This is a genomic window from Sphingopyxis sp. (genome assembly GCF_035998965.1).
GTDB lineage: Bacteria > Pseudomonadota > Alphaproteobacteria > Sphingomonadales > Sphingomonadaceae > Sphingopyxis.
In genome coordinates this window covers 26133-52294 of record NZ_DASYHE010000054.1, presented here as the reverse complement: position 1 = coordinate 52294, position 26162 = coordinate 26133, and the positions used below count along the sequence as shown (strand labels likewise).

General features: G+C 65.3%; 22 protein-coding genes and 1 riboswitch. Of the genes, 7 read left to right on the top strand and 15 right to left on the bottom strand.

The window, feature by feature from the left end; genetic code table 11:
* The first annotated feature begins 47 nt into the window (after window positions 1–47).
* Complete coding sequence (locus VGN68_RS09765) at window positions 48–1583, top strand: lipopolysaccharide biosynthesis protein (RefSeq protein ID WP_414713033.1); 1536 nt, start codon at window positions 48–50, stop codon at window positions 1581–1583.
* Window positions 1584–1596: 13 nt separating this feature from the next.
* Here the strand turns inward: VGN68_RS09765 and VGN68_RS09760 are convergent, their stop codons facing one another.
* The gene (locus tag VGN68_RS09760) at window positions 1597–1854 is read right to left on the bottom strand and encodes a hypothetical protein (RefSeq protein WP_293701197.1); all 258 of its coding nucleotides are present in this window, start codon (window positions 1852–1854) and stop codon (window positions 1597–1599) included.
* 57 nt (window positions 1855–1911) lie between these two features.
* Entirely contained in the window at window positions 1912–2910 is a 999-nt protein-coding gene (locus tag VGN68_RS09755) for an adenosine kinase (protein ID WP_327476195.1), read from the bottom strand.
* A gap of 109 nt (window positions 2911–3019) precedes the next feature.
* On the opposite strand from VGN68_RS09755, the gene VGN68_RS09750 reads away from it, so the two are divergent.
* Complete coding sequence (locus tag VGN68_RS09750; protein WP_327476193.1) at window positions 3020–3703, top strand: EI24 domain-containing protein; 684 nt, start codon at window positions 3020–3022, stop codon at window positions 3701–3703.
* The gene (locus VGN68_RS09745) at window positions 3700–4080 is read left to right on the top strand and encodes a hypothetical protein (RefSeq protein WP_327476191.1); all 381 of its coding nucleotides are present in this window, start codon (window positions 3700–3702) and stop codon (window positions 4078–4080) included. The genes VGN68_RS09750 and VGN68_RS09745 overlap by 4 nt, the downstream gene beginning before the upstream one ends.
* Before the next feature lie 152 nt (window positions 4081–4232).
* Here VGN68_RS09745 and queG read toward each other — a convergent pair whose 3' ends face one another.
* Window positions 4233–5285 carry a tRNA epoxyqueuosine(34) reductase QueG gene (gene queG / locus VGN68_RS09740; protein WP_327476189.1) on the bottom strand — a complete coding sequence of 351 codons (1053 nt, stop codon included), beginning with the start codon at window positions 5283–5285 and terminating at the stop codon, window positions 4233–4235.
* Between the two features lie 67 nt (window positions 5286–5352).
* On the opposite strand from queG, the gene VGN68_RS09735 reads away from it, so the two are divergent.
* The 4 genes from VGN68_RS09735 (at window position 5353) to msrB (ending at window position 9685) form a co-directional block, all read left to right on the top strand.
* On the top strand, window positions 5353–6306 hold the full coding sequence (locus VGN68_RS09735) for an ABC transporter ATP-binding protein (protein WP_327476187.1): 954 nt from the start codon (window positions 5353–5355) through the stop codon (window positions 6304–6306).
* Complete coding sequence (locus VGN68_RS09730) at window positions 6303–7550, top strand: ABC transporter permease (RefSeq protein WP_327476185.1); 1248 nt, start codon at window positions 6303–6305, stop codon at window positions 7548–7550. Before VGN68_RS09735 ends, VGN68_RS09730 begins: the two co-directional genes overlap by 4 nt.
* Window positions 7551–7869: 319 nt before the next feature.
* Complete coding sequence (locus VGN68_RS09725) at window positions 7870–9126, top strand: cytochrome P450 (RefSeq protein ID WP_327476183.1); 1257 nt, start codon at window positions 7870–7872, stop codon at window positions 9124–9126.
* 73 nt (window positions 9127–9199) lie between these two features.
* Complete coding sequence (msrB, locus tag VGN68_RS09720) at window positions 9200–9685, top strand: peptide-methionine (R)-S-oxide reductase MsrB (protein ID WP_327476181.1); 486 nt, start codon at window positions 9200–9202, stop codon at window positions 9683–9685.
* Window positions 9686–9710: 25 nt separating this feature from the next.
* On the opposite strand, the gene VGN68_RS09715 is transcribed toward msrB, so the two are convergent.
* The 12 genes from VGN68_RS09715 to mnmG all read right to left on the bottom strand — a co-directional run bounded on the left by VGN68_RS09715 (window position 9711) and on the right by mnmG (window position 26016).
* Window positions 9711–11579 carry a hypothetical protein gene (locus tag VGN68_RS09715; RefSeq protein ID WP_327476179.1) on the bottom strand — a complete coding sequence of 623 codons (1869 nt, stop codon included), beginning with the start codon at window positions 11577–11579 and terminating at the stop codon, window positions 9711–9713.
* Complete coding sequence (locus VGN68_RS09710) at window positions 11576–12007, bottom strand: GtrA family protein (protein ID WP_293701207.1); 432 nt, start codon at window positions 12005–12007, stop codon at window positions 11576–11578. The genes VGN68_RS09715 and VGN68_RS09710 overlap by 4 nt, the downstream gene beginning before the upstream one ends.
* Window positions 12008–12032: 25 nt before the next feature.
* Window positions 12033–13571, bottom strand: coding sequence for an NAD(P)/FAD-dependent oxidoreductase (locus VGN68_RS09705; protein ID WP_327476176.1), 1539 nt, complete (start codon window positions 13569–13571; stop codon window positions 12033–12035).
* Between the two features lie 95 nt (window positions 13572–13666).
* Window positions 13667–14065 (bottom strand): acyl-CoA thioesterase, encoded by a 399-nt coding sequence (locus tag VGN68_RS09700; RefSeq protein ID WP_414713032.1) that lies wholly within the window; start codon window positions 14063–14065, stop codon window positions 13667–13669.
* The gene (gene metE / locus VGN68_RS09695) at window positions 14055–16367 is read right to left on the bottom strand and encodes a 5-methyltetrahydropteroyltriglutamate--homocysteine S-methyltransferase (protein ID WP_327476172.1); all 2313 of its coding nucleotides are present in this window, start codon (window positions 16365–16367) and stop codon (window positions 14055–14057) included. The genes VGN68_RS09700 and metE overlap by 11 nt, the downstream gene beginning before the upstream one ends.
* Window positions 16368–16484: 117 nt before the next feature.
* A riboswitch (cobalamin riboswitch) is annotated at window positions 16485–16686 on the bottom strand.
* A gap of 57 nt (window positions 16687–16743) precedes the next feature.
* Window positions 16744–19557, bottom strand: coding sequence for a carboxypeptidase regulatory-like domain-containing protein (locus VGN68_RS09690; protein ID WP_327476170.1), 2814 nt, complete (start codon window positions 19555–19557; stop codon window positions 16744–16746).
* A gap of 30 nt (window positions 19558–19587) precedes the next feature.
* The gene (locus VGN68_RS09685; RefSeq protein WP_327476168.1) at window positions 19588–20418 is read right to left on the bottom strand and encodes a molecular chaperone; all 831 of its coding nucleotides are present in this window, start codon (window positions 20416–20418) and stop codon (window positions 19588–19590) included.
* Window positions 20419–20615: 197 nt separating this feature from the next.
* Window positions 20616–21113, bottom strand: a complete 498-nt coding sequence (locus tag VGN68_RS09680; RefSeq protein WP_293701212.1) for a DUF4402 domain-containing protein — start codon at window positions 21111–21113, stop codon at window positions 20616–20618.
* Window positions 21114–21455: 342 nt separating this feature from the next.
* Window positions 21456–22415, bottom strand: a complete 960-nt coding sequence (locus VGN68_RS09675) for a ParB/RepB/Spo0J family partition protein (RefSeq protein WP_327476165.1) — start codon at window positions 22413–22415, stop codon at window positions 21456–21458.
* Window positions 22416–23198, bottom strand: coding sequence for an AAA family ATPase (locus tag VGN68_RS09670; RefSeq protein WP_327476163.1), 783 nt, complete (start codon window positions 23196–23198; stop codon window positions 22416–22418).
* On the bottom strand, window positions 23195–23857 hold the full coding sequence (gene rsmG / locus VGN68_RS09665) for a 16S rRNA (guanine(527)-N(7))-methyltransferase RsmG (protein ID WP_327476161.1): 663 nt from the start codon (window positions 23855–23857) through the stop codon (window positions 23195–23197). Before rsmG ends, VGN68_RS09670 begins: the two co-directional genes overlap by 4 nt.
* Window positions 23858–24153: 296 nt before the next feature.
* Window positions 24154–26016 carry a tRNA uridine-5-carboxymethylaminomethyl(34) synthesis enzyme MnmG gene (mnmG, locus tag VGN68_RS09660; RefSeq protein WP_327476159.1) on the bottom strand — a complete coding sequence of 621 codons (1863 nt, stop codon included), beginning with the start codon at window positions 26014–26016 and terminating at the stop codon, window positions 24154–24156.
* Window positions 26017–26162 lie beyond the last annotated feature (146 nt).

Genomic DNA, 26162 nt, shown 5'->3' with positions numbered 1-26162 from the left:
CATCGCGCTAGACTGCGCGCCGGGGACCAGCAGCAGGGGCGGCGGGCTTGAGCCAGACGGACAGCGCAGCCGTGCCCGCATCGGCAACAGCCCCCTCGGGCGACGCCGACACTGCGGCGCTCGCCAAGGGCGGACGGACCAATTTTTTCGGCTTCATCCTGCGCCTCGTTGCGCGGCTGCCTTTTCTCTATGTCGCGGGGCGCTGGTACGGACCCGAAGCGGTCGGGCGCTTTGCCTTTGCCGTGCTCGTCATCGAACTGGTTGCGCAGCTCGCGACGCTCGGGCTCAAACGCGGCCTCGCCGAACAGCTCAGCGCGCCCGGCGCAGACCACCGCACCGTGGTGTGGGACGGGATGTTTGTTGCCCTCCTCGCCTCGGCGGCGGGGTCGGGGCTGCTGTTCGCCTTTCCTCAGCTCATGTATCCCGCGGGCAATGTCGGCGGTGCCGATCGCTGGATGGCACTGCTCGTTTTTGCGATTGCCGGAACCGACATCGCGCTGGCCGCCTGCGCTTACCGGTTTGACGTCGGCGCGACGGTGCGCGCCCGGGCCATTGTCGAACCATGGGTGATCAGCGCCGCGGCTGCGGGTTTCTGGTTCGTTTCGGTGCGCGACGGGCTGATGCTGTCCTATGCCGCCGCAATGGTCGGCGCTTTTCTGACCGCGCTGATCCCGATGCTGCGCCATTATGGCGGGCCGCGCGGCTGGCAGCCCCATCCCGCACACCTAATCGCGGTCGCGCGGCGCAACGCACCGCTTGCCGCCGCCGATGCGATCGAATGGGGGACGCGCCGCCTTGACCTGTTCATCCTCGGCCAGTTCACGTCGCCGACGATCTACGGCATCTATTATATGGCGCAGCAGGTCGCGTCGCTGCCGCAAAAGCTGAAAACCAGCTTCGAACCGATCCTCGGCCCGGTCATCACCCGCAACCTTGCCGAAAAGCGGCTTGCCGCCGTGGCGGCACAAGTCAGCCAAGTCGGTTTCTGGATCATCGCGGCGCAGGCCGGGGTCGCGCTCGCGCTGGGCATCCCCGGCGAGGCGGTGATGGGCCTTGTCGGCCCCGAATTCGTCAGCGGGACCGCGGCGCTTGCCTTCCTGCTCGCCGCCGAAGTCGTCGCCGCGACCGCGGTCGTCAGCGAAGCCGCGCTCGTTTATGTCGCGCGCCATCGTAACCTTTTGATCAGCATGGCGACGCTGGCACTGCAAGCGGTGCTCAGCGTCACGCTGATCCTGATCGCCCAGTCAATGGGCTGGCCGCCGATCACTTATGCCGCGGCGGTCGCGCTTGCGCTGATGCTTGCTTTGGGTTTCGCGTCGGTGGTGAAGGCGCGGCTACTCGCGCATGTGCTCGGCGCGCCCGTCAACAGTCTGCGCTGGGCGCTGGTGTGGGCGACCGCGGGCGCCGCGATTCTGGGCTGGGGCGCGACGCAACTGCCCGAATGGGCCGAGCTGCTGATCGGCGTGCCGGTCATCCTCGGCATCTACTCATGGCTGATCTGGACCCGCGGTTTCGGCCCCGCCGATCGCGCTCTGTTCAAGAAACATCCTGAGACGGCAGACGCCGCGCCCGCCGCCACTTAGCGTCGGACTGCGACTACTTCACCGCTTCCTGTGCGGCATCGCCGACATCCTGCGCGGCGTCGCCCACCTTTTGCGCCGCTTCGGTGATTGCGCCCGTTTCGGCCTTGTCGTTGGCGAGGAACTGGAACGCGAAAAAGCCTGCAACCGCCAGCACCACCAAAATGATCAGGCCCATGCCCAATCCACCGCCGCGGCGCGGTTCGCGATCAATGATCGTCGTCGTGTGCGTTGTCCCGTCGGGCGCGCGTGTTTCGTGAATTTCGTCGGCCATAACATCCTCCTGTACCATTCATCTGGCGCATAGGACGCGTTGGGTGGCCGAAAGTTCCTAGCCCAGCCGTTCGGCGACCTTGGCGCGAAGATCGGTCTGCGCCCGCGGGCCGACCTGCGCGATGATTTCGCGCGCGCACACCGCGCCCATCGTCAGGCAGTCGGCGATCGGGCGGCCTTCGGCCAGACCCGACAGGAAACCGGCGGCGAACAGGTCTCCGGCTCCGGTCGTGTCGACGACATCGTCGATCGGCTCAGCCGCGACTTCGCTGCGCTCCCCGTTCGTCACCGCGACCGCGCCATGTTCGCCGCGCGTCGCGACGAGCAGCGGCACATCGGCGGCCACCTTGGCGAGCGCGGTTTCGAAATCGTCCTCCTGCGCCAGCACGAGCAGTTCCGCCTCATTGGCGAACAGAATGTCGATCTCGCGCGCCGCGGTCATGCGCCGGAAATCCTCGCCATGCCCGGCGACGACGAACGTGTCGGACAGAGTGAAGGCAACGCGGCGACCAGCCGCCTTGGCCAGCCCGATCGCCTCGGCCATCGCCGCGCGTGAGGCGTCGGCGTTCCACAAATAGCCCTCAAGATACAGGATGTCGGCATCGGCGATCAGCGCTGCGTCGAGCGATTCACGCCCCAGATTCTGCGACGCACCCAGGAAGGTGTTCATCGTGCGCTGGCCGTCGGGGGTGACCAGGATCAGGCAGCGCGCGGTCGGCGCGCCACCAGACTGGGCGGGGGTGTCGAACGCGACGCCCAGAGCCGTCAGGTCATGCGTGAACACCTGCCCCAGCTGATCGTCGGCGACCTGACCGATAAAGCCGCAGCGCCGCCCCAGCGCCGCCATGCCCGCGAGCGTGTTCGCCGCGCTGCCGCCCGACATTTCGATCGCTGGTCCCATTGCGGCATACAGCCGCTCGGCCTCGTCGGCGTCGATCAGCCGCATTGACCCCTTGACCAGCTTTTCGGCATCGATCAGCGCGTCGTCGGCGCGGGCGAGAACGTCGACGATGGCATTGCCGATGGCGACGACGTCGAAACGGGCGGTGGCAGCCATAAAATATCCTGTGATGCGCGGGGAAAAGTTGCCGCGCTTTAGGGATGCGGGCCGTTCAAGGCAAGCGCGGCGCTTGACGCGCGCGCCGCCCCCTCGCATCCCGGCACACATGACCCGCGCCGTCCACGCCTTTCTGCTCGCGCTCCGCGATGTGCCGCAGCCGCGCGTGCTGCGCATCCTGCTGCAAAGCCTCGCGCTCACCCTCCTCCTCCTACTCTTCGCGGGCGCCGCGATCTATTTCGCCACCCGCTGGGCGCTCAATCACTGGCAGTGGCTCGGCGCGACCGAGCGCGACATGGCAGGGCTACTCGTCGTCCTGGCGATCATCGCGGGCAGCTGGCTGCTGTTCCGCGCCGTTGCGATCGTCGTCGTCGGACTGTTCGCCGATGCGATCGTCGCCGATGTCGAAGGACGCCATTATCCCGCCGCCGCGGCGCGTGCGGTCGATGTCGGCTGGCGGCAGAATATCCGCCTCGCGCTTGCGTCGGTGGTGCGGCTGATCGGCGGCAACCTGCTCGCGCTGCCAATCTACATCCTGCTGCTCGTCACCGGCATCGGCACGCCGATCTTTGCTTTGTTCGTCAACGGCCTGCTGCTTGGCCGCGATCTGGAGGCGATGGTGCTGGCGCGCCACCCCGACCGTCCGCGGCTCGATCGGCCCGCGCGCTGGTCGCTCGGGCTGCTGTCTGCCGCAAGCTTTGTGGTGCCCATCGCCAATCTATTGGCGCCGATCCTCAGCGCCGCTATGGCCGTGCACATGCTCCATCTGCGGAGCGGGGACCGGACCATATGAGCCAAAATCGCCGTCTGGCCGCGATCGCCAGCCTTGTCCTATTGCTCGGCGGCTGTGCCGGCAACGCGATTCCGCGCGCCACCCCGCCCCCGGGCGGCGCGCCTGTCGCCGCAATCCCGGCGCCGCGCCCCACGCAGAACAACAGCCTGATCGGCCGCTCGGCCAATTCGGCACTCGGCCTGTTCGGCAAGCCGCGGCTCGACGTCGCCGAAGGCGCCGCGCGAAAGCTGCAGTTTGCTGGCGCCGCCTGTATCCTCGACATCTATTATTATCCGCCCAAACAAGGCGCCGATCCGCTCGCGACCCATGTCGATGCGCGCACCCCCGACGGCCGCGATGCCAATGTGCCGAGCTGTATCGAAGCGCTGCGGCGGTGATAGTCATCCTCCCTATGGCGAAGCCATGGGGAGGGGGACCGCTCGCGAAGCGAGTGGTGGAGGGACCACAGCGGTAGCTCCAAAGCCCCTCCGTCAGCCCTGCGAACTGCCACCTCCCCATCGCTGCGCGACAGGGAGGATTATCGTTGGCGTCACGACGTCAATTCATTCAGCGCCCATCTGGCCGCTTCCGCCACCATGGGCGTGTCGTCCTCCGCCAGTCGCTCCAGCATCGGCCGAAACCGTGCATCACCGCTGTTTCCTGCCGCAATCGCGGCATTACGCACCATTCGTCCGCGCCCGATACGCTTGATCGGCGACCCTGCGAAGACCTGCCGGAACCCGGCGTCGTCGAGCGCGAGCAAGTCGCCCAGCGACGGCGCGACCAATTCGGCGCGCGGCAGGAAAGCGCGGTGCGCGTGCGCGGTTTCGGCAAACTTGTTCCACGGGCAGACCGCCAGACAATCGTCACAGCCATAAACACGGTTGCCGATCCCGCGCCGCAGGTCGAGCGGGATCGGCCCGTCATGCTCGATCGTCAGGTAGGAGATGCAGCGCCGCGCATCGACCTGATATGGCTTCGGAAACGCTTGCGTCGGACACGCGTCCTGACAGGCCATACAACTGCCGCAACGGTCACGGCCCGGATTGCTCGGGGCCAGCTCCAGTGTCGTATAGATCGCCCCCAAAAACAACCAGCTGCCATACTCGCGGCTGACCAGATTGCTGTGCTTGCCCTGCCAGCCGAGCCCCGCCGCCGCCGACAAGGGCTTTTCCATCACCGGCGCGGTATCGACGAATACCTTGACCTCGGCCCCCGGCGCCTCCGCAACCAGCCAGCGCGCGACCGCCTTCAGCGCCCGTTTGACGACGTCATGATAGTCACCGCCCTGCGCATAGACCGAAATCCGCCCGCGGTCGGGGTGCTCAGCAAGCGCCAGCGGGTCCTGCGCCGGGGCATAGCTCATCCCCAGCGCGATTACTGACCGCACCTCGGGCCACAGACCTTTGGGCGATCCTCGCTGTGCCGCGCGGCTTTCCATCCAGATCATATCGCCGTGGCGCCCTTCGGCGAGCCACTGGTTCAATCTTTCGGCAGTTTGCGGCGCCGCATCGGCATCGGCGATCCCGAACGCAACAAAATCATGCGCGCGCGCCACCGCCTCGAGGCGGTCTTCTAATGCAGGCAAGGCTTCGGCAACCATTGCCGCTCTATACGCGAGCTGCCTGTCCGTGCCATAGCTTGCGGATGATCAGATCAGGGACCGCAGTTTGAACGATTTCAGCGTCGAGGCGATCGGCCTCACCAAATATTTCGGCGATTTCAAGGCGGTCGATAACGTCAGCCTGACGGTGCCGACGGGCAGCATCTATGGCGTGCTCGGCCCCAACGGCGCGGGCAAGACCACCAGCCTGCGCATGACGCTGGGGATCATCGACCCTGATGAGGGCACCAGCCGCGTCTTTGGCGAACGCCCGCAGGCGGTGCGCCATCGCATCGGCTACCTCCCCGAGGAACGCGGGCTCTATCCCGGAATGAAGGCGCGCGAGGCGATCGCGTTCATGGGTGCACTACGCGGACTCGACTGGTCCGAAGGCCGTCGCCGCGCCGCGACCTTCATGACCGAACTTGGCCTCGAACGCGTGATCGACGAAAAGATCCGCAAGATGTCAAAGGGCATGGCGCAGATGATCCAGCTGATCGGTTCGATCGTCCACGCCCCCGATCTCATCGTCCTCGACGAGCCTTTTTCGGGCCTCGACCCGGTCAATCAGGAGCGGCTCGAAATGCTCGTCCGCCGCGAACGCGACCGCGGCGCGACGATCCTGTTTTCGACCCATGTCATGGCGCACGCCGAGCGCCTCTGCGACCGGCTCGCGATCATCGCGCGCTCGCAGCGCCGCTTCGAAGGCACGGTCGACGACGCGCGCGGGCTGCTGCCGATGCAGGTGCGTTACACCCCGCGCGCTGACGCCGATGCAACAGCAATCGCGGCGCTGCTCCCCGCCGGTGCTGAGCCGCGCGGCGACAGCTGGTTCTTCCCGATCGAGGATGCCGACGTCGAACCGCTGCTGGCGCGGATCACGGGCAGCGGTCTCGGCGTCGCCGGGCTGTCGATCACCCGCCCCGCGCTCCACGACGCCTTTGTCCATATCGTCCGCCAGGTCGATGCGAGTTTCGACGCCGATGCGAGAACCGACGCGGTCGAGGAGGCGCTGGCATGACCCCTTTCCTCAGAAACATGCTCGTCATCGCGCGCCGCGACTTTCTGGCGATCGTCGCGACGCCGACCTTCCTGTTGTTCCTGCTCGCGCCGCTGTTCATGGTCGGTATGGGACTCGCGGGCGGCATGGGCGCCTCGCAGCTCGCCGACAGCGCGCGCGGCGCCGGGCGCATCGTCGCGGTGGTCGGCGCCGGTGACGTCGAAGCGCTGCGCGCCGCCGATGCGCGGCTTCGCGCGAGCGTCGCGCGCCGCGTGCCAGTGCTTGAGGTCCGCATCGCCAGCCCCGCCACCGCCGACCCGGTCGCCATCGCGCGCGAAAAGGGCAGCGACACCTATGCCGTGCTCAGCGGCCCGCTCGCGACCCCGCGCATCGTCGAGCGCGAGGCGGACAGCAACGCCGGCCATTATCTTGCACTGCTCGCCGACGATGTGCTGCGATCGAAGGCCGCAGGGCCGCTACCCGCGGTCGCACCCAAATTCGAAGCCTTGTCGAGCGGTGGTACCAGCATCGCGCTTCAACAATCCCTGGGCTTCGGCGCGGTTTTCATCATCTTCTTGCTCACCCTCCTCCTCGCCGGGCAAACGGTCAGCTCGCTCGCCGAGGAAAAGGGCAACAAGGTCATCGAAATCCTCGCCGCTGCGGTCCCGCTCGAAAGCGTCTTCCTCGGCAAGCTGCTCGGTTTTCTAGGCGTCGCGGTGCTGTTCATCGCCTTCTGGCTGGTGATGGCGCTTGTCGGCGGCATGATCGCCGCACTGCAGATCGATCCGGCGGCGCTCGCGTCGGTGCAAAGCGCCAGCAAGGCCACGGCCGCCCTCGCCGCGGCGCCCGCGACCGGCTGGCCCTTTTTCCTCGGTATCGGTTTTGTCTATTTCATTCTGTCTTTCCTGCTCCTCGGCGCAGTGTTCCTGGGTGTCGGGGCGCAGGCCGCGACGGTGCGCGAAATCCAGATGCTCAGTCTGCCGATCACCATCTTCCAGGTCGGCATGTTCAGCCTGTCCACCGCCGCGGCGAGTGCCCCGGGCAGCACATTGTCAACGGTCGCGCAAATCTTCCCCTTCTCGTCCCCGCTCGCCATGGCGGCGCGCGCCGCGACCGACGACAGCAAGGCGGTCCACTTGCTCGCGCTCGGCTGGCAGGCGATCTGGGTCGCGCTCGTGATCTTCCTCTCGGTGCGCCTCTTCCGCGCCGGGGTGCTCAGCGGCGGCAGCAGTTGGAAATTCTGGCGGAAGAAGACGCGGGCCTGAGGTTGGCGACCAAGTGTGGACGCAAGCCGATCCTCCCCCAACGGGGGAGGGGGACCACCCGAAGGGTGGTGGAGGGGCACAGGAAGTTGACGCGGCGCTGAGCCGACAGGGCCTACCTTTTCCGGGAACCGGCTGGAGGCCTACTTCCTCACCGGCAAGGCAAACCGCTTGTGCCCCTCCACCAGCTTCGCTGGTCCCCCTCCCCGTTCCGGGGAGGATCGGCTACGTCCGCTACCAACCCCTCATTGACAAAGCTGTAAATAGTGGCATTCTGCAACTGATCAGGCCGCACGAGACGGCCCTTCAGAGGAGCTGCCCCATGGCCACCCAAATTCGCACCGCCCCCGAAATCGCCAACCCGCTTGACGTCAGCCGCGCTGAATTGTGGAGCGAAGACCGCTGGCAGGAACCGATGCGCCAGCTGCGCGCCGAATCGCCGATCTATCGCTGTGAGGATTCGAAATTCGGCCCCTATTGGTCGGTGACCACCTACAAGCCGATCCAGCATATCGAAGCGCTGCCCAAGATTTTCTCCTCGTCGTGGGAATATGGCGGTATCACCGTCGCCGGTGACGGCGTCGAACATCTCAAAGAGGGCGAGATCCCGCTGCCGATGTTCATCGCGATGGATCCGCCGCAGCACACCGCGCAGCGCCGCACCGTCGCTCCGGCGTTCGGGCCGTCCGAAATCGAACGCATGCGCGCCGACACTGTCGCGCGCACCGCAGCGCTGATCGACACGCTGCCGATTGGGGAGCCGTTCGACTGGGTAGAAAAACTGTCGATCGAACTCACCACCGACATGCTTGCCATCCTGTTCGATTTTCCGTGGGAAGAACGCCACCGGCTGACCGCCTGGTCCGACGCGCTCGGCGATATTGAATCGTTCGACACCACCGAACAGCGTCAGGCACGCACCGCCAAGGCGTTTGAAATGGGCGCCGCTTTCAAGGAATTGTGGGACCGCAAGGCGCTCAACCCCGGCGAGCACGACCTCATCTCGATCATGCTGCAATCCGATGCGATGAAGCATATGAGCGAGCATGAATTCATGGGCAATCTCATCTTGCTCATTGTCGGCGGCAACGACACGACGCGCAATTCGATGTCGGCCTATGCTTATGGCTTGCATTGCTTCCCCGAAGAACGCGCCAAGCTTGAGGCGAACCACGATCCCGAACTCGCGGTCAACGCGATGCACGAAATCATCCGCTGGCAGACCCCGCTCGCGCATATGCGCCGCACCGCGATGGAGGACACCGAACTGTTCGGCCACCAGATCAAGAAGCGCGACAAGATCGCGCTCTGGTACGCCTCGGCCAACCGCGACGAGAGCGTCTTTCCCGACGGCGACCGGATTATCGTCGACCGCGAAAATGCGCGCCGCCACCTTGCGTTCGGTTACGGCATCCACCGCTGCGTCGGCGCGCGCGTTGCCGAATTGCAGCTCACCACGCTGATTTCCGAAATGCAAAAGCGCCGCCTGCGCGTCAATGTGCTCGCCGAGCCCGAGCGTGTCCACGCCAGTTTCGTTCATGGCTATCGCCATATGCAGGTCGAACTGGAGAAATATTGAAGCGTGGTGAAACCTGGCGCGATAAAGCCACGTATCTGACAGCAAGGCCCGATCGACGGGTCAGGAGTTCGTAATGATCGACCGCCGTTATGTCCTCGCTGGCCTCGCCCTCGGCGGCGGCATCATCGCCGCCCCGATGCTGATGGCCAAATCGGCGCGTCCGCAGGCCGCCCCCGGCTGGCGACTGTCCGAAGCCGAATGGAAAAAGCGGCTGACCGCGCAGCAATTTTATGTGTTGCGCGAGGCCGGCACCGAACGGCCGTTCAGCCATCCGCTCGACAAGGAAAAGCGCGCCGGCACCTTCGTCTGCACGGGCTGCGCGCTGCCGCTCTATTCCAGCAAGACCAAATATGACAGCAAGACCGGCTGGCCCAGCTTCTGGGCGCCGCTCAAGGGCGGGATCGCGACATCGACCGACTATGACCTGGGCTATGCGCGTACCGAAGTGCATTGCAAACGCTGCGGCGGCCATCTTGGCCATGTCTTTAACGACGGCCCGAAGCCCACCGGCAAGCGTTATTGCATGAACGGTACCGCAATGACCTTCCGCCCCGCCTGAGGCCGAATCCATTGACGCCGAGACGTCACATGGTCGCGGGCTTCACCCGCCAAATCGACAGCCCGGCACGCGATGCGATCGGCACGGGTTCCAGCCAGATCGGCGCTTTCCCGGCGTAAAGCTGCGCGGCCAGCGCATCCTTCCGCGCACGCCGATATTGCGTAAAATCATTGGCCGTCCGGCAAAAGACGACTAGCGTCGCACCATTTTTGCGGATCAGCGCCTCGGCCCGGCTGGGGTCGCCTGCAAAGACCCGGATCGTGTCCGCCATCGCGTCCTTGTTGCGGTGATGCGGCGTCGCCACCAAGCGGTGCCGCGTCCAGAAGATCACCGGCGCGCCCAGGTCGATCGGGGTCAGGATCGTCGTCGGTGGCAAGCCATTGAGCGCCGCAACCGCGGCTGAATCCATACAGGTTCCTGCAAATGGCGCAGCCGCTGCATCATCGCCCGGATCGGGCCGCAAATCGGTGAACAGGACACCAAGCGCGGCGGAAACCGCGATACTTCCAAGCAGCGGCAGGGTCAGCGACGCCATGGCTGACGCCAACACGCGCGGAATCGTCGCTTGAATCGTCCGCGCCCAGTCCCAGGCGCGCAGGCCAAGCCAAGCGCCGCCTGGCAAGGCAAAGAGGTGGGCGGTCGATACGCTCCGCAGCACCAGCAACGAAATGACCGTTGCGCCCACCAGTGCCACAATCACCGTCGTCCACGCCTTACGGTCATCAGCCCCGGCACAGCCGCGCCACGCCAAGACCGATCCGATCAAACCGACAAGCGACGGCACCAGCACAAAAATGGAGTCATAACCGCGCGATGCCCACAACGGCTGCCCCTCAAGGACATTCTTATACCAGAAATCGACAACGACCGGATCGAGCGCCGCAAAAGGCCCCTTCGCACATTGCGGCTCGGTTCCCACCAGCGCCGCCGACGCGGCCAGTCCGGCGCCGCCCAGCAACGCCAGGCGGACCCACAAGGCCGCCGGGTTGGCGCGCACCACGGCAAAGGTCGCCGCCGACGCCACAACAAAGGCGGCCATATAAGGCGCCGACAGCGAATCACACCAGGTGCCAAGCAGCCCGAGCGGACCACGCGTGACAAATTGCAACAGGATCGCTCCCCCGGCAAGCGCGCCGAGATAGCCGCACAACCGATCGCGATCGGCATCGCGCGCATATAGCGCCCAGCGAAGCGCCGCCAGTCCAGCGAACAGCGCCACGATCGGCAATCCTTCGATCGACACCGCCAGCAACGCCGCCGCGAACAGCCCGCCCCACAATCCCGCCCGCCAGCTGGCGGGCCGCAGCGCCTGCCCCATGATCAGCATCGCCAGCAGGATCTGCCAGCCATGATGATCGACCCGCAGCGGGCGAAACTGCATCACGATAAAGCCCGACATGATCAGGAACAGCGGCACGATATAGGCGATCCGCCGATCCGACAGGCTGCGATAGCCCAGCGCACAGGCCAAGCTCAGCACGGCGCCCAGCAACGGTGGCCACAAGGTCATCACGATATGTTCGGCCATCGCTTGCCCGAACAGCGGCTTCAGGATCAGGATGCCCGCCGCCAGCGGCGCATCGACGATCCGCGACCAGTGCATCAGCACCCCGCCGCCCGCGGGATTGACGCGATATTGCGACAAATCCCACCAGCTTTGTCCGGCCAGCAGGTCGCGCACCTGGGCCATCCGCATCGCGTCATCGGTATCGCCCAGATCGAGCGCGACAATCGCCGGCCAGTTGGCGATGATCGCGATCAGGCTCATCGCGCCCCAGATCAGCAGCGCGATGCGTATGGGGGTCAGCCAGCGCGGCATCGTCCTGCCGTCCGCATCCGGCGCGGGCTGGTCGCCCAGTGCCCCACACGCCGCTGGTACGGCGACGTCGGTCACGCCGCGGCGGCCCGGAAAACGATATGGCGGCGCAGCAAATAGGTAGTCTGGAAACTGACCACGATCGCCGCGAGCTTGGCGAGGCGGGGATCGAGCCCCAACGCGCTGCCGGTGCCGACGATGGCCGTCGTGACGGCAAGCCCGACCAGCGCCGATCCGACAAACAACATCTTCTGGCGGTGCCGTTCACCCGTGCCGCGCGCCGCGGCGCCGTCGGCAAAGACGAGGCGGCTCGACACCAGCCAGTGAACCAATATCCCGGCGCAATAGCCGACCGCCGACGCCGCGACCGGCGCCAACCCCGAATCGAGCAGCAGCAGGAACAGCGCCGCATCGCTCCCCAGCGCGAGCACGCTGGCGAGCAAATAGTTCAGCCAGCGAATTTCGCCGCGGCGGATCGATCCGATCAATTTGGAAATGGGCAGCATGGCAAAAGCGCCTTTGGCCAACGCCTCAGGCAGCTTTCGGCACGCGCGCGGGAACGTCGCGCACCGATGCCAGCGCCGCCTGTTCGCCCTCGGTGCCGCTTTCGTGATATTCGGCATCCTCGTTGACGCCCCAGATGTCGTACACCCGCTCGCCCGCGACGATATTGCGCACCGTCAGCATCGCGGTCATCATTGCATGATCCTGGTTGTTGTAGCGGTGCATGCCGTTGCGCCCGACCATATGCAGCGTCGGATAGCGCGCCTCCAGCTCGCTGCGCATTGTCTCGACATGCGCGGCATAGTCGTCGTCATAGACCGGATAGGCCTTTTCCTGCCGCACCACCGCGCCGCCCACAACATCCTCGGGATCGCACAGCCCCAGGATCGCCATTTCCTTGGTGGCCAGCGCAATCAGCTCGTCGTCGCTCGATGCCCACAGCCCGTCGCCCTCGAAGCAGAAATACTCCAGGCCAACGCACGCGAGTTCGGGGTCGGGAACCATTTCGGGCGACCAGCTGCGGAAATTCTGCACCCGGCCGACCTGCACCTTGCTGTCGTGGATATAGATCCAATTGTCGGGGAACAGATCCTCCGACCGGATCTTGAGCGCGACGGTCAAAAAGTCACGATATTTCAGCTGCGGCGCGGCGTTGAGCGCGCAGGCGGGCAACGGATGGATCCGCGCCGCCAGCTCGCGCATCGGCGCCGAGCTGATGACATGCGCCGCGTCGATCACGACGTCGCCATCGGGACCGTTCGCGGTCAGCCGCCAGCGACAGCTTACCTGATCCTGCGTCAGCTGTTTGAAACTGTGCGCCATCAACACATGATTGCCGCCCGCGACGACCTTGTCGCGCGCCGCGTCCCACATCATGCCCGGGCCAAGCCGCGGATAGCGAAAGGTTTCGAGCAGAGTCTTGGTCGCCATGCCGTCATTCGGCCGTTTGTTGAGCCCCAGGCTGCGCCTCAGCCCGTCAATCACCGCCCCGCCTAGCGAAAGCCCCTTGATGCGCTGCGCCGCCCAGTCCGCCGACATTTCGTCGCACGGCATGCCCCACACCTTTTCGGTATAGGTCTTGAAAAAGATCGAATAGAGCTTCCGCCCGAACTGGTTGATCGTCCAGTCCTCGAAACTGCGCACATTCTTGTTCGGCAACAGCTTTGCCTTGGCATAGCTCACCATGCAGAGGGTCGAGCGGACGACGCCCAAGTTCCACAGCGCCTCAAAGGCGCGCAGCGGATAGGAATAGAATTTGCCTTCGTAATAGATGCGGCTCATCCGCGGGCGCTCGATGAAATCGTCGGGCAAAATCTCGTTCCACAGATCGACGACTTCGCGGCTTTTCGAAAAAAAGCGATGCCCGCCGATGTCGAAGCGGAAACCGTCATGCTCGACCGTCCTGCTGATCCCGCCGACATAGACCGGATCCTTCTCGATCACCGTCACCCGGTACCCCAATTGTGTCAGCTGATAGGCCGCGGTCAATCCGGCCGGCCCGGCGCCGATGACGGCAACATCGACACTGGTCGGGCGGTTTGTCGGCGAACCGGATAGATCGGACATTGATTGACTTCCCCACAGGCAAATTCATGCTCCCTTCCGCTGTGGCCAATCATGGATAAAAAGTAGTTAATTTGGCTGTCTGAATATGCCGCTGGCTAAACGGCGGCGATGGGCGTCACGGGCCGCGGTCGCCGGTCCGGCCCCACTGCGACGAAAATGAACACCGCCTGGGTGACCCTGCTATCCACATCGGCGTGGCGGTCGCGGGCCCACGCTTCGACCTCGACGTGCATCGACGTCCGCCCGACCTTGGCTAGACGGGCGAACACCGAAACCTCGTCGCCGACAAAGACCGGACGGTGGAAGGTCATGCCTTCCACCGAAATCGTCACCGCACGGCCGCGTGCGTGGCGCGACGCTACCGACGACGCCGCCAGATCCATCTGCGCCATCAGCCAGCCGCCGAAAATGTCGCCATAGACATTGGCATTGGCGGGCATCGCCGTGACGCGCACCGCCGGCTGGCCGTCGGGAATCCTGGGTTCAGTTTGCATCATACGCTTCCTTGATGCGGGCGCTGTTACGCATGGATTTGGCCGCCGCGACCATCGCCACCAACGCCGGGCGCACCTCGTCCCATTTGCGCGTTTTGAGCCCACAATCGGGGTTCACCCAGATTTGCTGCGGCGGCAAATGTTTGCCCGCCAGCGTCAGCAGGTCGGTCATCTCGCTTGTCGCGGGGATGCGCGGACTGTGGATATCATAGACGCCGGGGCCGACTTCGTTCGGATAAGCATAAGAGGCAAACGCATCGAGCAAGTCCATCTGCGAACGCGCAGTCTCGATCGAGATGACGTCGGCGTCCATCGCGCCGATCGCGCGGATGATGTCGTTGAACTCCGAATAGCACATATGCGTGTGAATCTGCGTCTCGTCGCGCACGCCCGACGATGCAATGCGAAAGCTTTCGACCGCCCAGTCCAGATATTGCTGCCATTCGGCGCGGCGCAGCGGCAGGCCTTCGCGCAGTGCCGCCTCATCGATCTGGATGATCGCGGCTCCGGCGGCCTCCAGATCCCGTACTTCGTCGCGGATCGCCAGCGCAATCTGGCGGCAGCTCGCCGCGCGCGGCTGGTCGTCGCGGACGAATGACCAGTTGAGGATGGTCACGGGGCCGGTGAGCATGCCCTTAACGGGCAAGTCGGTCTGATCCTGCGCGTAGCGCCACCACGCAACCGTCATCGGTGCGGGGCGCGCGACGTCGCCATAAAGGATCGGGGGGCGGACGCAGCGCGAGCCATAGCTTTGCACCCAACCGGCGCGGGTGAAGGCAAAGCCAGACAGCTGCTCGCCGAAATATTGTACCATGTCGTTGCGCTCGAACTCGCCGTGGACAAGGACGTCGAGGCCGATGTCCTCTTGCCACTTGACCGCGGCGCGCGTTTCAACGCGCAGATATTGATCATAAGCGGCGGCGTCGATCTCGCCCTTGATATAGGCGGCTCGCGCCTTGCGGACCTCGGGGGTTTGCGGGAACGAACCGATCGTCGTGGTCGGATAGGCGGGGAGGGCAAGCCGCGACTGCTGGGCGTCGCGACGCGCAGCGAAGGGCGAGGCGCGGTGCGTCGCGGCGTCATCGAGCGCGGCGAGGCGGGCGGCGACGGCGGGATCGTGGATCCTGGGCGAAGTCTGCCGTGCGACGGCAGCGATGCGCGATGCCGAGAAGGCGGCAAAACTGGCATCCTCGCCCTCGTTCAGCGCCTTGGCGAGCGCGGCAAGTTCTTCAATCTTTTGGATCGCGAAAGCCAGCCATTGGGCGATCTCGGGATCGAGCGCCGTTTCGAGCGCGAGATCGACGGGGAGGTGAAGCAGCGAGCAACTCGGTGCGAGGATCAGGTCGCGTTTTCCGGCGAGCTCCTTGAAGCGCCAGTAGAGATCGGGAAGGTTGGCGCGCCAGACATTGCGCCCGTCGATGATGCCGAGCGAGAGCAGCACGTGCGGCTGAAGCTTTGCCAGCGCGGGTTCGAGCTGACCGGGGGCACGGACAAGATCGAGGTGCAGGCCGTGGACCGGCAGGTCGGCAACCAGGTCAAGATTGTCGCCAAGGCCGCCGAAATATGTCGTGAGCATCAGCTTTGGTCCGCGCGTCGCAAGGCGGGCGTAGGCGCGCTCGAATGCGGTGCGTTGTTCGTCGGACAGGTCGAGCACGAGGCACGGCTCGTCAATCTGAACCCACTCGGCGCCCGCTTTTGCAAGGCGCGACAGGATTTCGGCGTAAACGTCGAGCAACTGCGGCAGCAACGCAAGCGGCTCGACCGCCTTGCCCTTGGCGAGCATCAGATAGCTGACCGGGCCAAGGAGGACGGGACGCGTCTGATAACCAAGCGCCTTTGCTTCCTCAAATTCGTCGAAAATCTTGGTCGAGGCGACCTTGAACGTCTGGCCCGCGGCGAGTTCGGGGACCATGAAATGATAATTGGTGTCGAACCATTTGGTCATTTCCTGCGCGGTGGTGTCGTGGTTGTGACCGCAAGCCGATGGCCCCTGCGCGCCGCGTGCCATCGCGAAATAGGTGTCGGCCCCGACGGTATCGCCGGACCAGTCGTAGCGCGCCGGAATCGCTCCAATCAGCGCGCTGGTGTCGAGAACATGGTCGTAGAGCGAAAAGTCGTTCGAGGGCAGGATATCGGCTCCGAGCGCCTTCTGCCGCGCCCAGCCCGCCACGCGGAGACCCGACGCTGCGGTCTGAAGCATGGCAAGAGACGACTTGCCGGACCAATAGCTTTCAAGCGCGAATTTGAGCTCACGGCGCAGACCGATGCGGGGAAAACCGAGAGTGGCGACGCTGACAGTCATGTTTGGCACCTTGCAAAAGGGCAAGGGCGACAGACAGACGCACGAACACGGTGCTCTGCGCCCGCGAAGCAAGGGTCGGGCGCAGCCATGCATGCGACCTGACCGGACACCCCGCCGGAGGACGTATCTGACGAGGCAGGTCTCCTGGCTCACGGATCAGCACGGCGGTCTGGCCTTCCCGGCTCCTTGCGAACCAGTGACACGTATCGACCGCCGCTCACCGCTTACAGTTGCGGGGGCAGCGCCGGTTTTTCACCGGCTTCCCGTCTTAGCTTTACGCCGCGCGGCGACGTAAAGAACCTCGACGATCGCCAACCTAGCGCGACCGGTAGCCATGTCAACAAGGATATAAAGATTTCTTTATGTCTTGTTCGCGTCAGATGACGCCGGGCAATATGGTCGAATCTACCAAGGCTGCTTCGCCATCGGGCGGTGCCCCCGGCGGCCCGCGTGCACCGTTGCCTTCGCCCGTCACCGCTTCCTCCTGCACCGCCACATCGCGCCGCAACGGCTTCAGCGCCAGCGTGCCCAGCCGCACCCGCGGCATTGCCTTGCCCGGAACCGCGGCGACTCCAAAACCGCCATCGAGCCGGAGCGCCGCCGCCGACGCCTTGCCCAGCCGCACCGTATAGCGCCCATAAGCCACGCTTTCGAACAGGAAATAGCCATCGAACTCGGTCAGCGTCGTCGCCCGCACCCGGCCTTCGGCATCGACCAGTTCGAGTGCCAGCCCCTCGACCGGGTTGCCGCCGTCGCGCCGCACCACACCCTCGATCTCCCCCGCCGCCGCCATCGGCAGCGACACGCGCGTCGCAACGCCGGGGCGCGGCGACACGACCACGCCGGGCAGCGCGGGCTGGACATAGGGATCGGGCAGGCTGCCGGCGTCGATGCCGATCAGCACCGGCCGGAACGGCTCCAGCCCGTCAATCGTCCCGCGGCCGTCCTTGTCGGTCGCGGCTTCAACATAGGCGTTGCCCGCGGTCAGCGGCACGCCCGCCAGCGCGGCTTCGCCCGGCTGGCGGATGCCGTCGCCATTGTCGTCCATCCACACATCGGCGATCACCTGGCCGCGGCTCGCCAGCTTTTCGCTCGACACCCGCCAGCCGCCGTTAGGTTTCGGCCCCAGGCTGAAGGCGAGCGAAAGCGACGCCGCGAGCGATCCATCGCTCGCCACTTCGCCGAAACCGCTCAGCTGTAACCGATTGAAACGGCGCGTATATCCGGCACCGACGCGCGCGCGTTCGAGCCCGCGGTCATAGCCAAGTTCGGCGCGCCATTCGGCCTCGCCCTTCCCCGCCCATTCGCCGACCAGCGCCACGCGCGTATCGCTGCTGTCGCCTGACAGCGCAAAGCGCGCCTCACCACGCAGGCGGACGCGCCCGATCCTGGCATTGGCGAGCAGGCTGGCGGTCAGATTGTCGGGCGGATCGGGACCGATCGGCGCCTTGGTGCGGCTCCAGTCGAGTTGCCCGGTAAAGGTCAGCGCGCGGAAACTCGCCGACGCGCGCGCACTGGCCTCGATGCTGTCGATGCCCGATCGCCGTTCGATGTGGCGCACATCGAAATGCAGCGGCAGCACGGTCTGCCCCAGCTTGACCGACTGATCGACCGAGATCGAATAGAGGCCATTGATATTGCTGATAAAACGATCGGACACAAAGCCGTTCCAGCCGCGCATTGCATCGGCGCGGATATAGGTTTCGCCGAACGCCGCGAGCCAGCTCGCGCGCACCGCGCCGCCGCCATCGTCGGCGTAGCTGCCGCCGACCTCCAACAGGGTCGGCCCGATAGACCGGCGCAGCGCCACCTCAGCATAGTTGCGCCGGACATCCTCGATCATCAGGCTGTGGGCATAGGCCGCGATTGATGTGCGCGTGTCGAGTCCGCGCTCTAGACCGAGCGTCCCGCGCCAGCCGCGCCGGAACGGCCCGCGCCGCCGCCCGCCGAACTCGATCAGGTCGGCATTTTCCTGCGCGAACCCCGCCCAATACCAGGTCTGCTGGGGCGGGATCGAGCCCATCCCCACCTGCACCTGCTTAATCTCGCGCCTTATTTGCCCCTGCGGCCCGTACAGCACGATTTCAAAGCGGTTCGATCCATATTGCAGCGGCACGTCGAGAAATTCATAGCGGCCATCGCCATTCGGGTTGGTAAACGCCAACAATTGGCCATTGCGATAAAGTTCGGCATCCCATCCGGCGGGCAGATCGCCGCGGAAGGTCGTTTTGTCGAAACTGTCGGGACGCTCGATCGGGCGGTTGGTGACCACCGCGCCGCGCCCGGGCGCCGACGACGCGACTGCGCCAGTCGACAGCAGGCTGACATCGCCCACCGCATAATGCGTCGCCTTCAGCGGCCCGAGCAGACGTCCTTCGGGATCGGTACGATACAGCCGCATCCGCAGGCTGTCGGGCACGCCCTCATTATCCGACGACAGCCGCGCATCGAAACTCTGCCCCAGCACCTCGCCCGCCGCAAAAATCTCGTACCGCCCCTGAACATAGGAACCACCGCGCCGGTCGGACACGAACCCCGCCGAGGCGACGACATCGACCGAGGGGGTCGCCCACGCCTGATACGGCCGCGAAGCCTGCGGCAGGCTCGCGAGGTCGAACTGCGCCGCCGGCCGGATCCCCGCCGCGCGGGCGCGCCGTTCGGCGGCGAGCTGGAACGGGAGCTTGTCTTTGGTGTCGATCCGCAGCACCGCGTTCGACAGGTCGGCAACGATCGGCACCCCCAGCCAGGCGTTCAAACTGTCCAGATCGACGCACCAGCCCGCGGGCGTATCGCGGATCATCGTGGCGGAGAGCCGGAAACTCTGGCTCCCCGCGCGCACTTCGCCCGCGTCGCGGTCGATCGTCAGGCTGCGACGTTCGTCGAACACCCAGCCGGTTGCGCGGCGCAACTTCTTGTCGATGCGCACCGCCAGGTCGAGCGCGAGCACGACATCGGCGAGGTCGACGCACACCCCCTGCGGCGTCTGGTACCCGCGCACTCCGTCGCCCAGCCGATATTGCCCCGACCGCATGTCGAACAGCCAGCTGTCGTCCTCGTTCGGCGCCCAGCCGTCCGTCGCCAGCGAAACTGGCGCTTTATCAACGGCCTGCGCGCCAGCGGGAACGAGCCCCACCAGCGCCAGTCCGGCGAGGACCGCCGGTTTCCATCGGGTCAGCGCCGCGCGGATCACGGCTTAGGCTTTCGCCCCGTCCTTAACCCGTCACTTCACCACCCGTTCGGCCTCGTCGATCGTCCCGCCGCCGATTTCGCGGTCCTCGCTATAGCGGATGCGCACCGGCCCTTTGAGCTTTGCGGCGAGTTCGGGCGGCACGCGGAGCGAAACCTCGCGCGCGCCGACCTCGGGATAGACCGCGATGCCGCGCGCCACGAGCAAGGGTTCGCTCACCCCCGGCCGCGTCACTTCGATATCGCCGTAGACCGAGCGATTGCCTGTCCGCGTCAGCCCGAAATTGAACGCCGGGCCATCGGGCGTGTCGCCGACCCACGCCTCGCCGATCACCGCTTCGGCGCCCAGATCGCCGACACGGACGATCACCGGGATGGTGATGCCGTAAATCGGGATCAGCGCGATCGACACGCCGGTCGCGGCCGGTTTCGCCGGGTCAGCCGCCACGGCGGGCGCTGCATCGGGCACGGCGCGGAACAGCATATGCGCGCGATATTCGCCCGGCGGCGTACCTTCGGGAATACGCACCCCGACGCGGATCACCTGCGGCTGGTTGGGCGGCAGGGTGACGCGGCGCGGGCTGAAGGCGATCATGTCGAGCGCCGTGCGCTCGGCGGGCGTGACATCGGCCTCGGCGATCTCGTCGAGCCCGCCCGCTGCGGTCATCCGCTTGATCTCCAGGCTGATGCGATAGGTCGCCGGTTCTGACCCGATATTGTTCAGCACCACCTCGGTGCCGCGCGATCCGTCGAGAACGACACGCGTCGGCGCGACGAGCAGGTCACCCGCCGCCTGAACCGGCACCGTCACAGCGCCGAGCAAAACGACAGAAAGCAGGCCGAAGCCTTTGAAAAAGCGCAACATGGATACGATCCCCACAATCGTTTGTCCGGAAAGGCCCACACCCTTCCGATGGTCGCATCCTGCCTGCGCCAACATGGTTGATATTTCGCTAACCATGCCCGCGGCTTGGACCCCGCGCATGGAAAAGGGGCCGCCAGACCTGCGCCCGGCGACCCCTGATTGGCTGACGGGCGCTTCCGCCCGCCATATCCCCCACCTTATTGGTAGTTGGCGGTCACGTTGAACGTGCCGGTATAGTCGCCCGCGGTCTGGTTGGCGCCGACGCTGAGCGTGCCGCCGACCTGGAAGCTGCCGCCGGTGGTGCCGAGCGTGATGTTCGCCGCCGAATAGGTCAGCGTCGATGCCATCGTGCCGCCCAGCGAACCGTTGAGCGTGACGCTCGAATCGCCGCCGACGAGAACGACCGCCCCGCTGGTGCCCTGGACGTCGAAGTTTGCCGCCGTCGTGGTGCCGGTGCAGGTCAGGCCTGCGCCGCAGGTGCGCGCACCAGCCGTCGTCACCGCCACCGTCGAAGCAGTCGCGCCGCTGATGATCGTGGCATATTGCAGGGCGCTGGTGTTGGTCAGCGTGATCTGACGCAGGATCTTGGCCGTGGCCGTACCCGTTGCCGAAGCCGCATGGGCCGCCGAAGCGTTCATGGCGAGGGCAGCAATCGCGGCGCCGACGATGGCGCGCTTCATTCCAAATTTGCGCATATGTTTGGTCCCTTGAATTCGAAAACTGATTGTCGAAACGCGAATGGATATCCCACCCCATTCGCCGACCTGTTTAGCGGGCGACAGGTTCAGCCTTTGCCAGCAAGCTTGGTTAACAGCGCAGTAGGAATTGGCCCGCCTTACCCATGGTAAGCGAGCGAAATCAGGATTTTAGCCTGATGTTGAGAGGGTCGTGGGGACCGCCCGTCTTTCTTTAACGGCCCGGACTGGCACAAATTAAGCGCGCGGCGGACAGCATCGCATAGAAGGCAGAAAACGGCGCCGGATCGATTCGCACGGCCCAATCGTCATGCGGGCGACGGCCCGGATGACGGGCAAGCTTCAAATCGCCTCGCCGCTCAATCGCTGGCAGATCATATCAAGCTGGTCGAGCGACGCGAACTTCAGCGTCAGATTGCCCTTGCCGCCGCCCGCATATTGAATCGCCACCCCGATGCCGAGCAATTCCGACAGATGGCGCTCGACCGCGACGATGTCGGGATCGCGTCCGACGCCGTCCATGCTCTTATATTCCAGCGGCGCCTTGCGCCCGCCGCCCTTGCCGTCGCGGACCAGCGCCTCGACCGTGCGCACCGACAGGCCTTCCTTGATCACCCGCCGCGCGATCGCTTCGGCATCGGCGGCGCCGATCAGCGCGCGCGCATGCCCCATCGCCAGCGATCCGTCGCCGACGAGCGCCTGCACCGCGTCGGGCAGGTCGAGCAGCCGCATCAGATTCGCGACATGGCTGCGCGATTTGCCGACCAGCTTGGCCAATGCTTCCTGATTATGCCCAAAATCGTCGATCAGGCGGCGATAGGCGCCCGCCTCTTCGATCGCATTCAGGTCTTGCCGCTGGATATTCTCGACCAGCGCGATTTCATAGGTCGCGGCATCGTCGAGTTCGCGGACCAGCGCCGGAATCTGGTGCAGCCCGGCGCGCTGCGCCGCGCGCCAGCGCCGTTCGCCCGCCACCAGCTGATAGCCGTCGCCATCGGGCGCGCGGCGGACGATGATCGGCTGCAACAGCCCGCGCAGCCCGATCGAATCGGCGAGTTCGGAAATTGCATTATCGTCGAAATGGCGCCGCGGCTGGCCGGGCAACGGACGAATCGCACCCAGCGGCACATGCTGCACCGCGTCGCCCGACACCGTCGGCGCCGCCTTTGCCGCACTTCCCGTCGTCGCGAGCACCGGCGCTTCGGCGGCTACGTCGCCGAACAGCGCGTTCAGCCCGCGCCCCAGCCCCGACGGCCGCTTGCGTGCCGACGATGCTCCAGTTTCGTCTTTTTTATCAGTCATTTATGCAGCCTTGCGGACATTGGGCAGGCGATCGATCAGTTCGCGCGCCAATGCGATGTAGGCCGCCGACCCGGCGCAGCGATGATCATAGATCAGCGCCGGCAGGCCATGGCTCGGCGCCTCGGACAAACGAACGTTGCGCGGGATCACCGTTTCGAACACCACCGGCCCCAGCACCTCGCGCACATCGTCCGACACCTGGTCGGTCAACCGGTTGCGGCGGTCGAACATCGTCAGTGCGACGCCCAGGATCGACAATTTCTGGTTGAACCGCTCGCGCACTCGCTCGACCGTCGTGAGCAGCTGGCTCAATCCTTCCAGCGCAAAAAACTCGCATTGCAGCGGCACGATCAGCGATTCGGCCGCGATCAGCGCGTTCAGCGTCAGCATTCCCAGCGACGGCGGGCAATCAATCAGGCAGATATCCCATTGCGCCGCGTCCGGACCTGACAGCGCCTGCTGCATCCGGTGCAGCCGATCCTGAAATTCGATCAGTTCGATCTCGGCGCCCGACAGGTCGACCGTAGCCGGGACGATGTCGAGCCGCGGCACCGCGGTCGGGATCGCGCATTCGCGCAGCGTCGCATCACCGCGCAGCAGCTCGTAGCTCGAATACTCGCGCTGGGCCTGCTTGATCCCCAGCCCGGTCGAAGCATTGCCCTGCGGATCGAGGTCGATGATCAGCGTCCGCCAGCCGGTCGCCGCAAGTGCGGTCGCCAGGTTGATCGCGGTCGTCGTCTTGCCAACCCCGCCCTTCTGGTTCGCCACGCAAATGCGGATCATGCTTTTCCTCGTTTCTTGTCCGTGATTTGACCGGTACCGACCAAGATCTGGCTGTCAGCGTCGGTTAGGCTTTGTTCCACGTGAAACAGATTCTGCCACGGCTGCGGCAACAACGCCAGTTCCTTAACCGCATTTCGCCCCTTTGGCAGCAGCCACCGCGTCGATTCGGTGGAAAAACGGGCGGATAAGTCGATAAGCTTGTCGAGCGGTGCAAAGGCGCGCGCGCTGATCGTCGCCGCAGGGCGCGTTTCGATACGTTCGAGCGGCGCTTCGACGACTTCGACATGCGCCAATGCTAGCTCACCAACCACCGCGCGCAGGAAATCGCACCGCCGCTTGCGCGATTCGACCAGCATGATCGGCCGCTCGCTCAGCAGCGCGACGACGAGCCCCGGCAACCCCGGCCCACTCCCCAGATCGAGCCACAGACCATTGCGATCGCGATCGAGCGCCAGCAACTGCGCGCTGTCGGCAATATGCCGCACCCACAAGATCGGAATCGTCGATGCGGCGATCAGATTCTGCTGCGCACTCTCGGCGAGAAGCATTTTCGCAAACTGCTCCAGCCGCATCCATTGATCTGCCGACGGAGCAAAGGTCGCCGCCATCCAATCGCGCGCAGCCTGTTCGCTGCCCAGTATCGCGTCGGCACTATCCATCTTTTTCTTTCCATTCGGCATTCCCGCGAAAGCAAGAATCCCGCCTACCTTCTTCGCGCCTTTGCGCCTTTGCGTGAGCCAAAAAATTCCTCACACAAAGACACTATGATGTCGCGTCAGGCACAACCCCACGTGCTTCACAGGCATGGTCACTCACCTCAATTTCCGTTCGTGTCGAGCGAAGTCGAGACACCGATCGGTATGGCGCTTCGCGCGAAACCCGCATCCTATTGCCCAGGCCAAAACCGCCCTCTTTGTGCCTTCGTGTGAGATTTCAAGATCCCGCCGTTGCGGCCTCAAGCCGCCCGCCGCCGACTATGCACCATGATCGCGGTCAGTGCCGCCGGCGTCACCCCATCGATGCGCGCCGCTTGCCCCAATGTCTCCGGCCGCGCCTTGCCCAGCCGCTCGACCATCTCGCGCGACAGCCCGCCGATCGCAGCATAATCCAGCGCCGGATCAAGGCTGATCGCCTCATTCGCCGCCAGCGACCGCAGTTCGGCATCCTGCCGGGCAATATAAGGCGCATAATGCGCATCCTCGACCAGCTCGGCCAAGATCGTCGGATCTATCGCACCCAGCTCGGGCGCCAGCTTCGCCAAAGTTGCCACCGTCACATCAGGAAAGCGTAGCAACTCGACCCGCGTCCGCGCGATGCCGTCGCCCGGAATGCTCATGCCGATTCCGCCATAATCCGCGCTGGTGACCGGCACCGCGAGCAAGGCCTCGGCTTCGGCGCGCGCCGCCTGCCGCGCCGCGAATCGCGTCGCCGTCGCCGGACGCACCAGCCCCAGCGCAATCCCCTTCGGCGTCAACCGGGTCGCCGCATTGTCGGCGCGCAGCCGCAGCCGATATTCGGCGCGCGCGGTCAGCATCCGGTACGGCTCGGTCACCCCCTGTAGCACCAGGTCGTCGACCATCACCCCGATATAGGATTCGGATCGATCAAGGATCAGCGGCGGGCGCCCCTGCACCGCCAGCGCCGCATTGGCCCCGGCGATCAACCCCTGGGCCGCCGCCTCTTCATACCCCGTCGTGCCGTTGATCTGCCCCGCGCAATAGAGCCCGGGCATCACACGCACCTGCAATGTCCGGTCGAGCGCGCGCGGGTCGATATGGTCATATTCGACCGCATAGCCCGGCACGACCATCTCGACCGCCTCCAACCCCTCCATCGTCCGCAGCATGCTCAGCTGGACGTCGGCGGGCAACGAGGTGGAAATTCCGTTTGGATAGACAAGGTGCGTGTCGAGCCCCTCGGGCTCCAGAAACACTTGATGCCCGTCGCGATCGGCAAAGCGGTGGATCTTGTCCTCGATCGACGGGCAATAACGCGGTCCTGCTGCGCCGATCGCGCCGGTGAAAAGCGGCGAACGATGCAGATTATCGGCGATGATGGCGTGCGAACGGGCGTTGGTGCGCGTGATCGCACAGAATATCTGCGGCACCGTCCGCGCACTGTTCCACGTGGAACAGGTCCAAGCACCGCCATCCGAAGGCTGTTCTTCCAGCCTCGACCAGTCGATCGTCCGTCCGTCCAGCCGCGGCGGCGTCCCGGTCTTGAGCCTTGCCATCGGCAGATCGGCCGCGCGCAGCTGCTCGGCGAGCCGATGCGCGCCGTCCTCACCAATGCGCCCGCCGACCATCCGCTCCTCGCCGCGAAACATCCGTCCGCCCAGGAAGGTGCCGGTCGCCAGCACGACGGCGGGCGCGGTCAGCGCCGTACCGTCTCCCAGCTCAAGCCCTTCAACCACCGCGCTATTATCGGATAGCCGCAGCGCCGCCGCTTCACCTGCAATCACCGTAATGCCATCCTCGGCGGCGAGCAGCTGCTGGATCGCATCGCGATAGCGCGTCCGATCGGCCTGGATCCGTGGCCCCTGCACCGCCGCGCCTTTTGACGCATTGAGCATCCGGTAATGGATCGCTGCGCTATCCGCCGCGCGCGCCATCCACCCGTCGAGCGCGTCGACTTCGCGCATCAGATGCCCCTTGCCGAGCCCCCCGATCGCCGGGTTGCACGACATCGTCCCGATCAGCGCCGGATCAAAACTGACCAGTGCCACCCGCGCGCCAAGCCGCGCCGCGGCCGCCGCGGCCTCGGTCCCGGCGTGGCCACCGCCGACGACGATGACATCATATATTGTGCTGCTGTGCATGATTGGGTCGGCGCATAGCCGAAAGCGGCTATGAAATCCACAGCGCGAAGCGCTGTCGTAATCTCACACAAAGACACAAAGATGGCGCGTCAGCCTGCTAGCGAACGCGCCATCTTTGTGTCTTTGTGTGAGAAATTGGGGTTGCA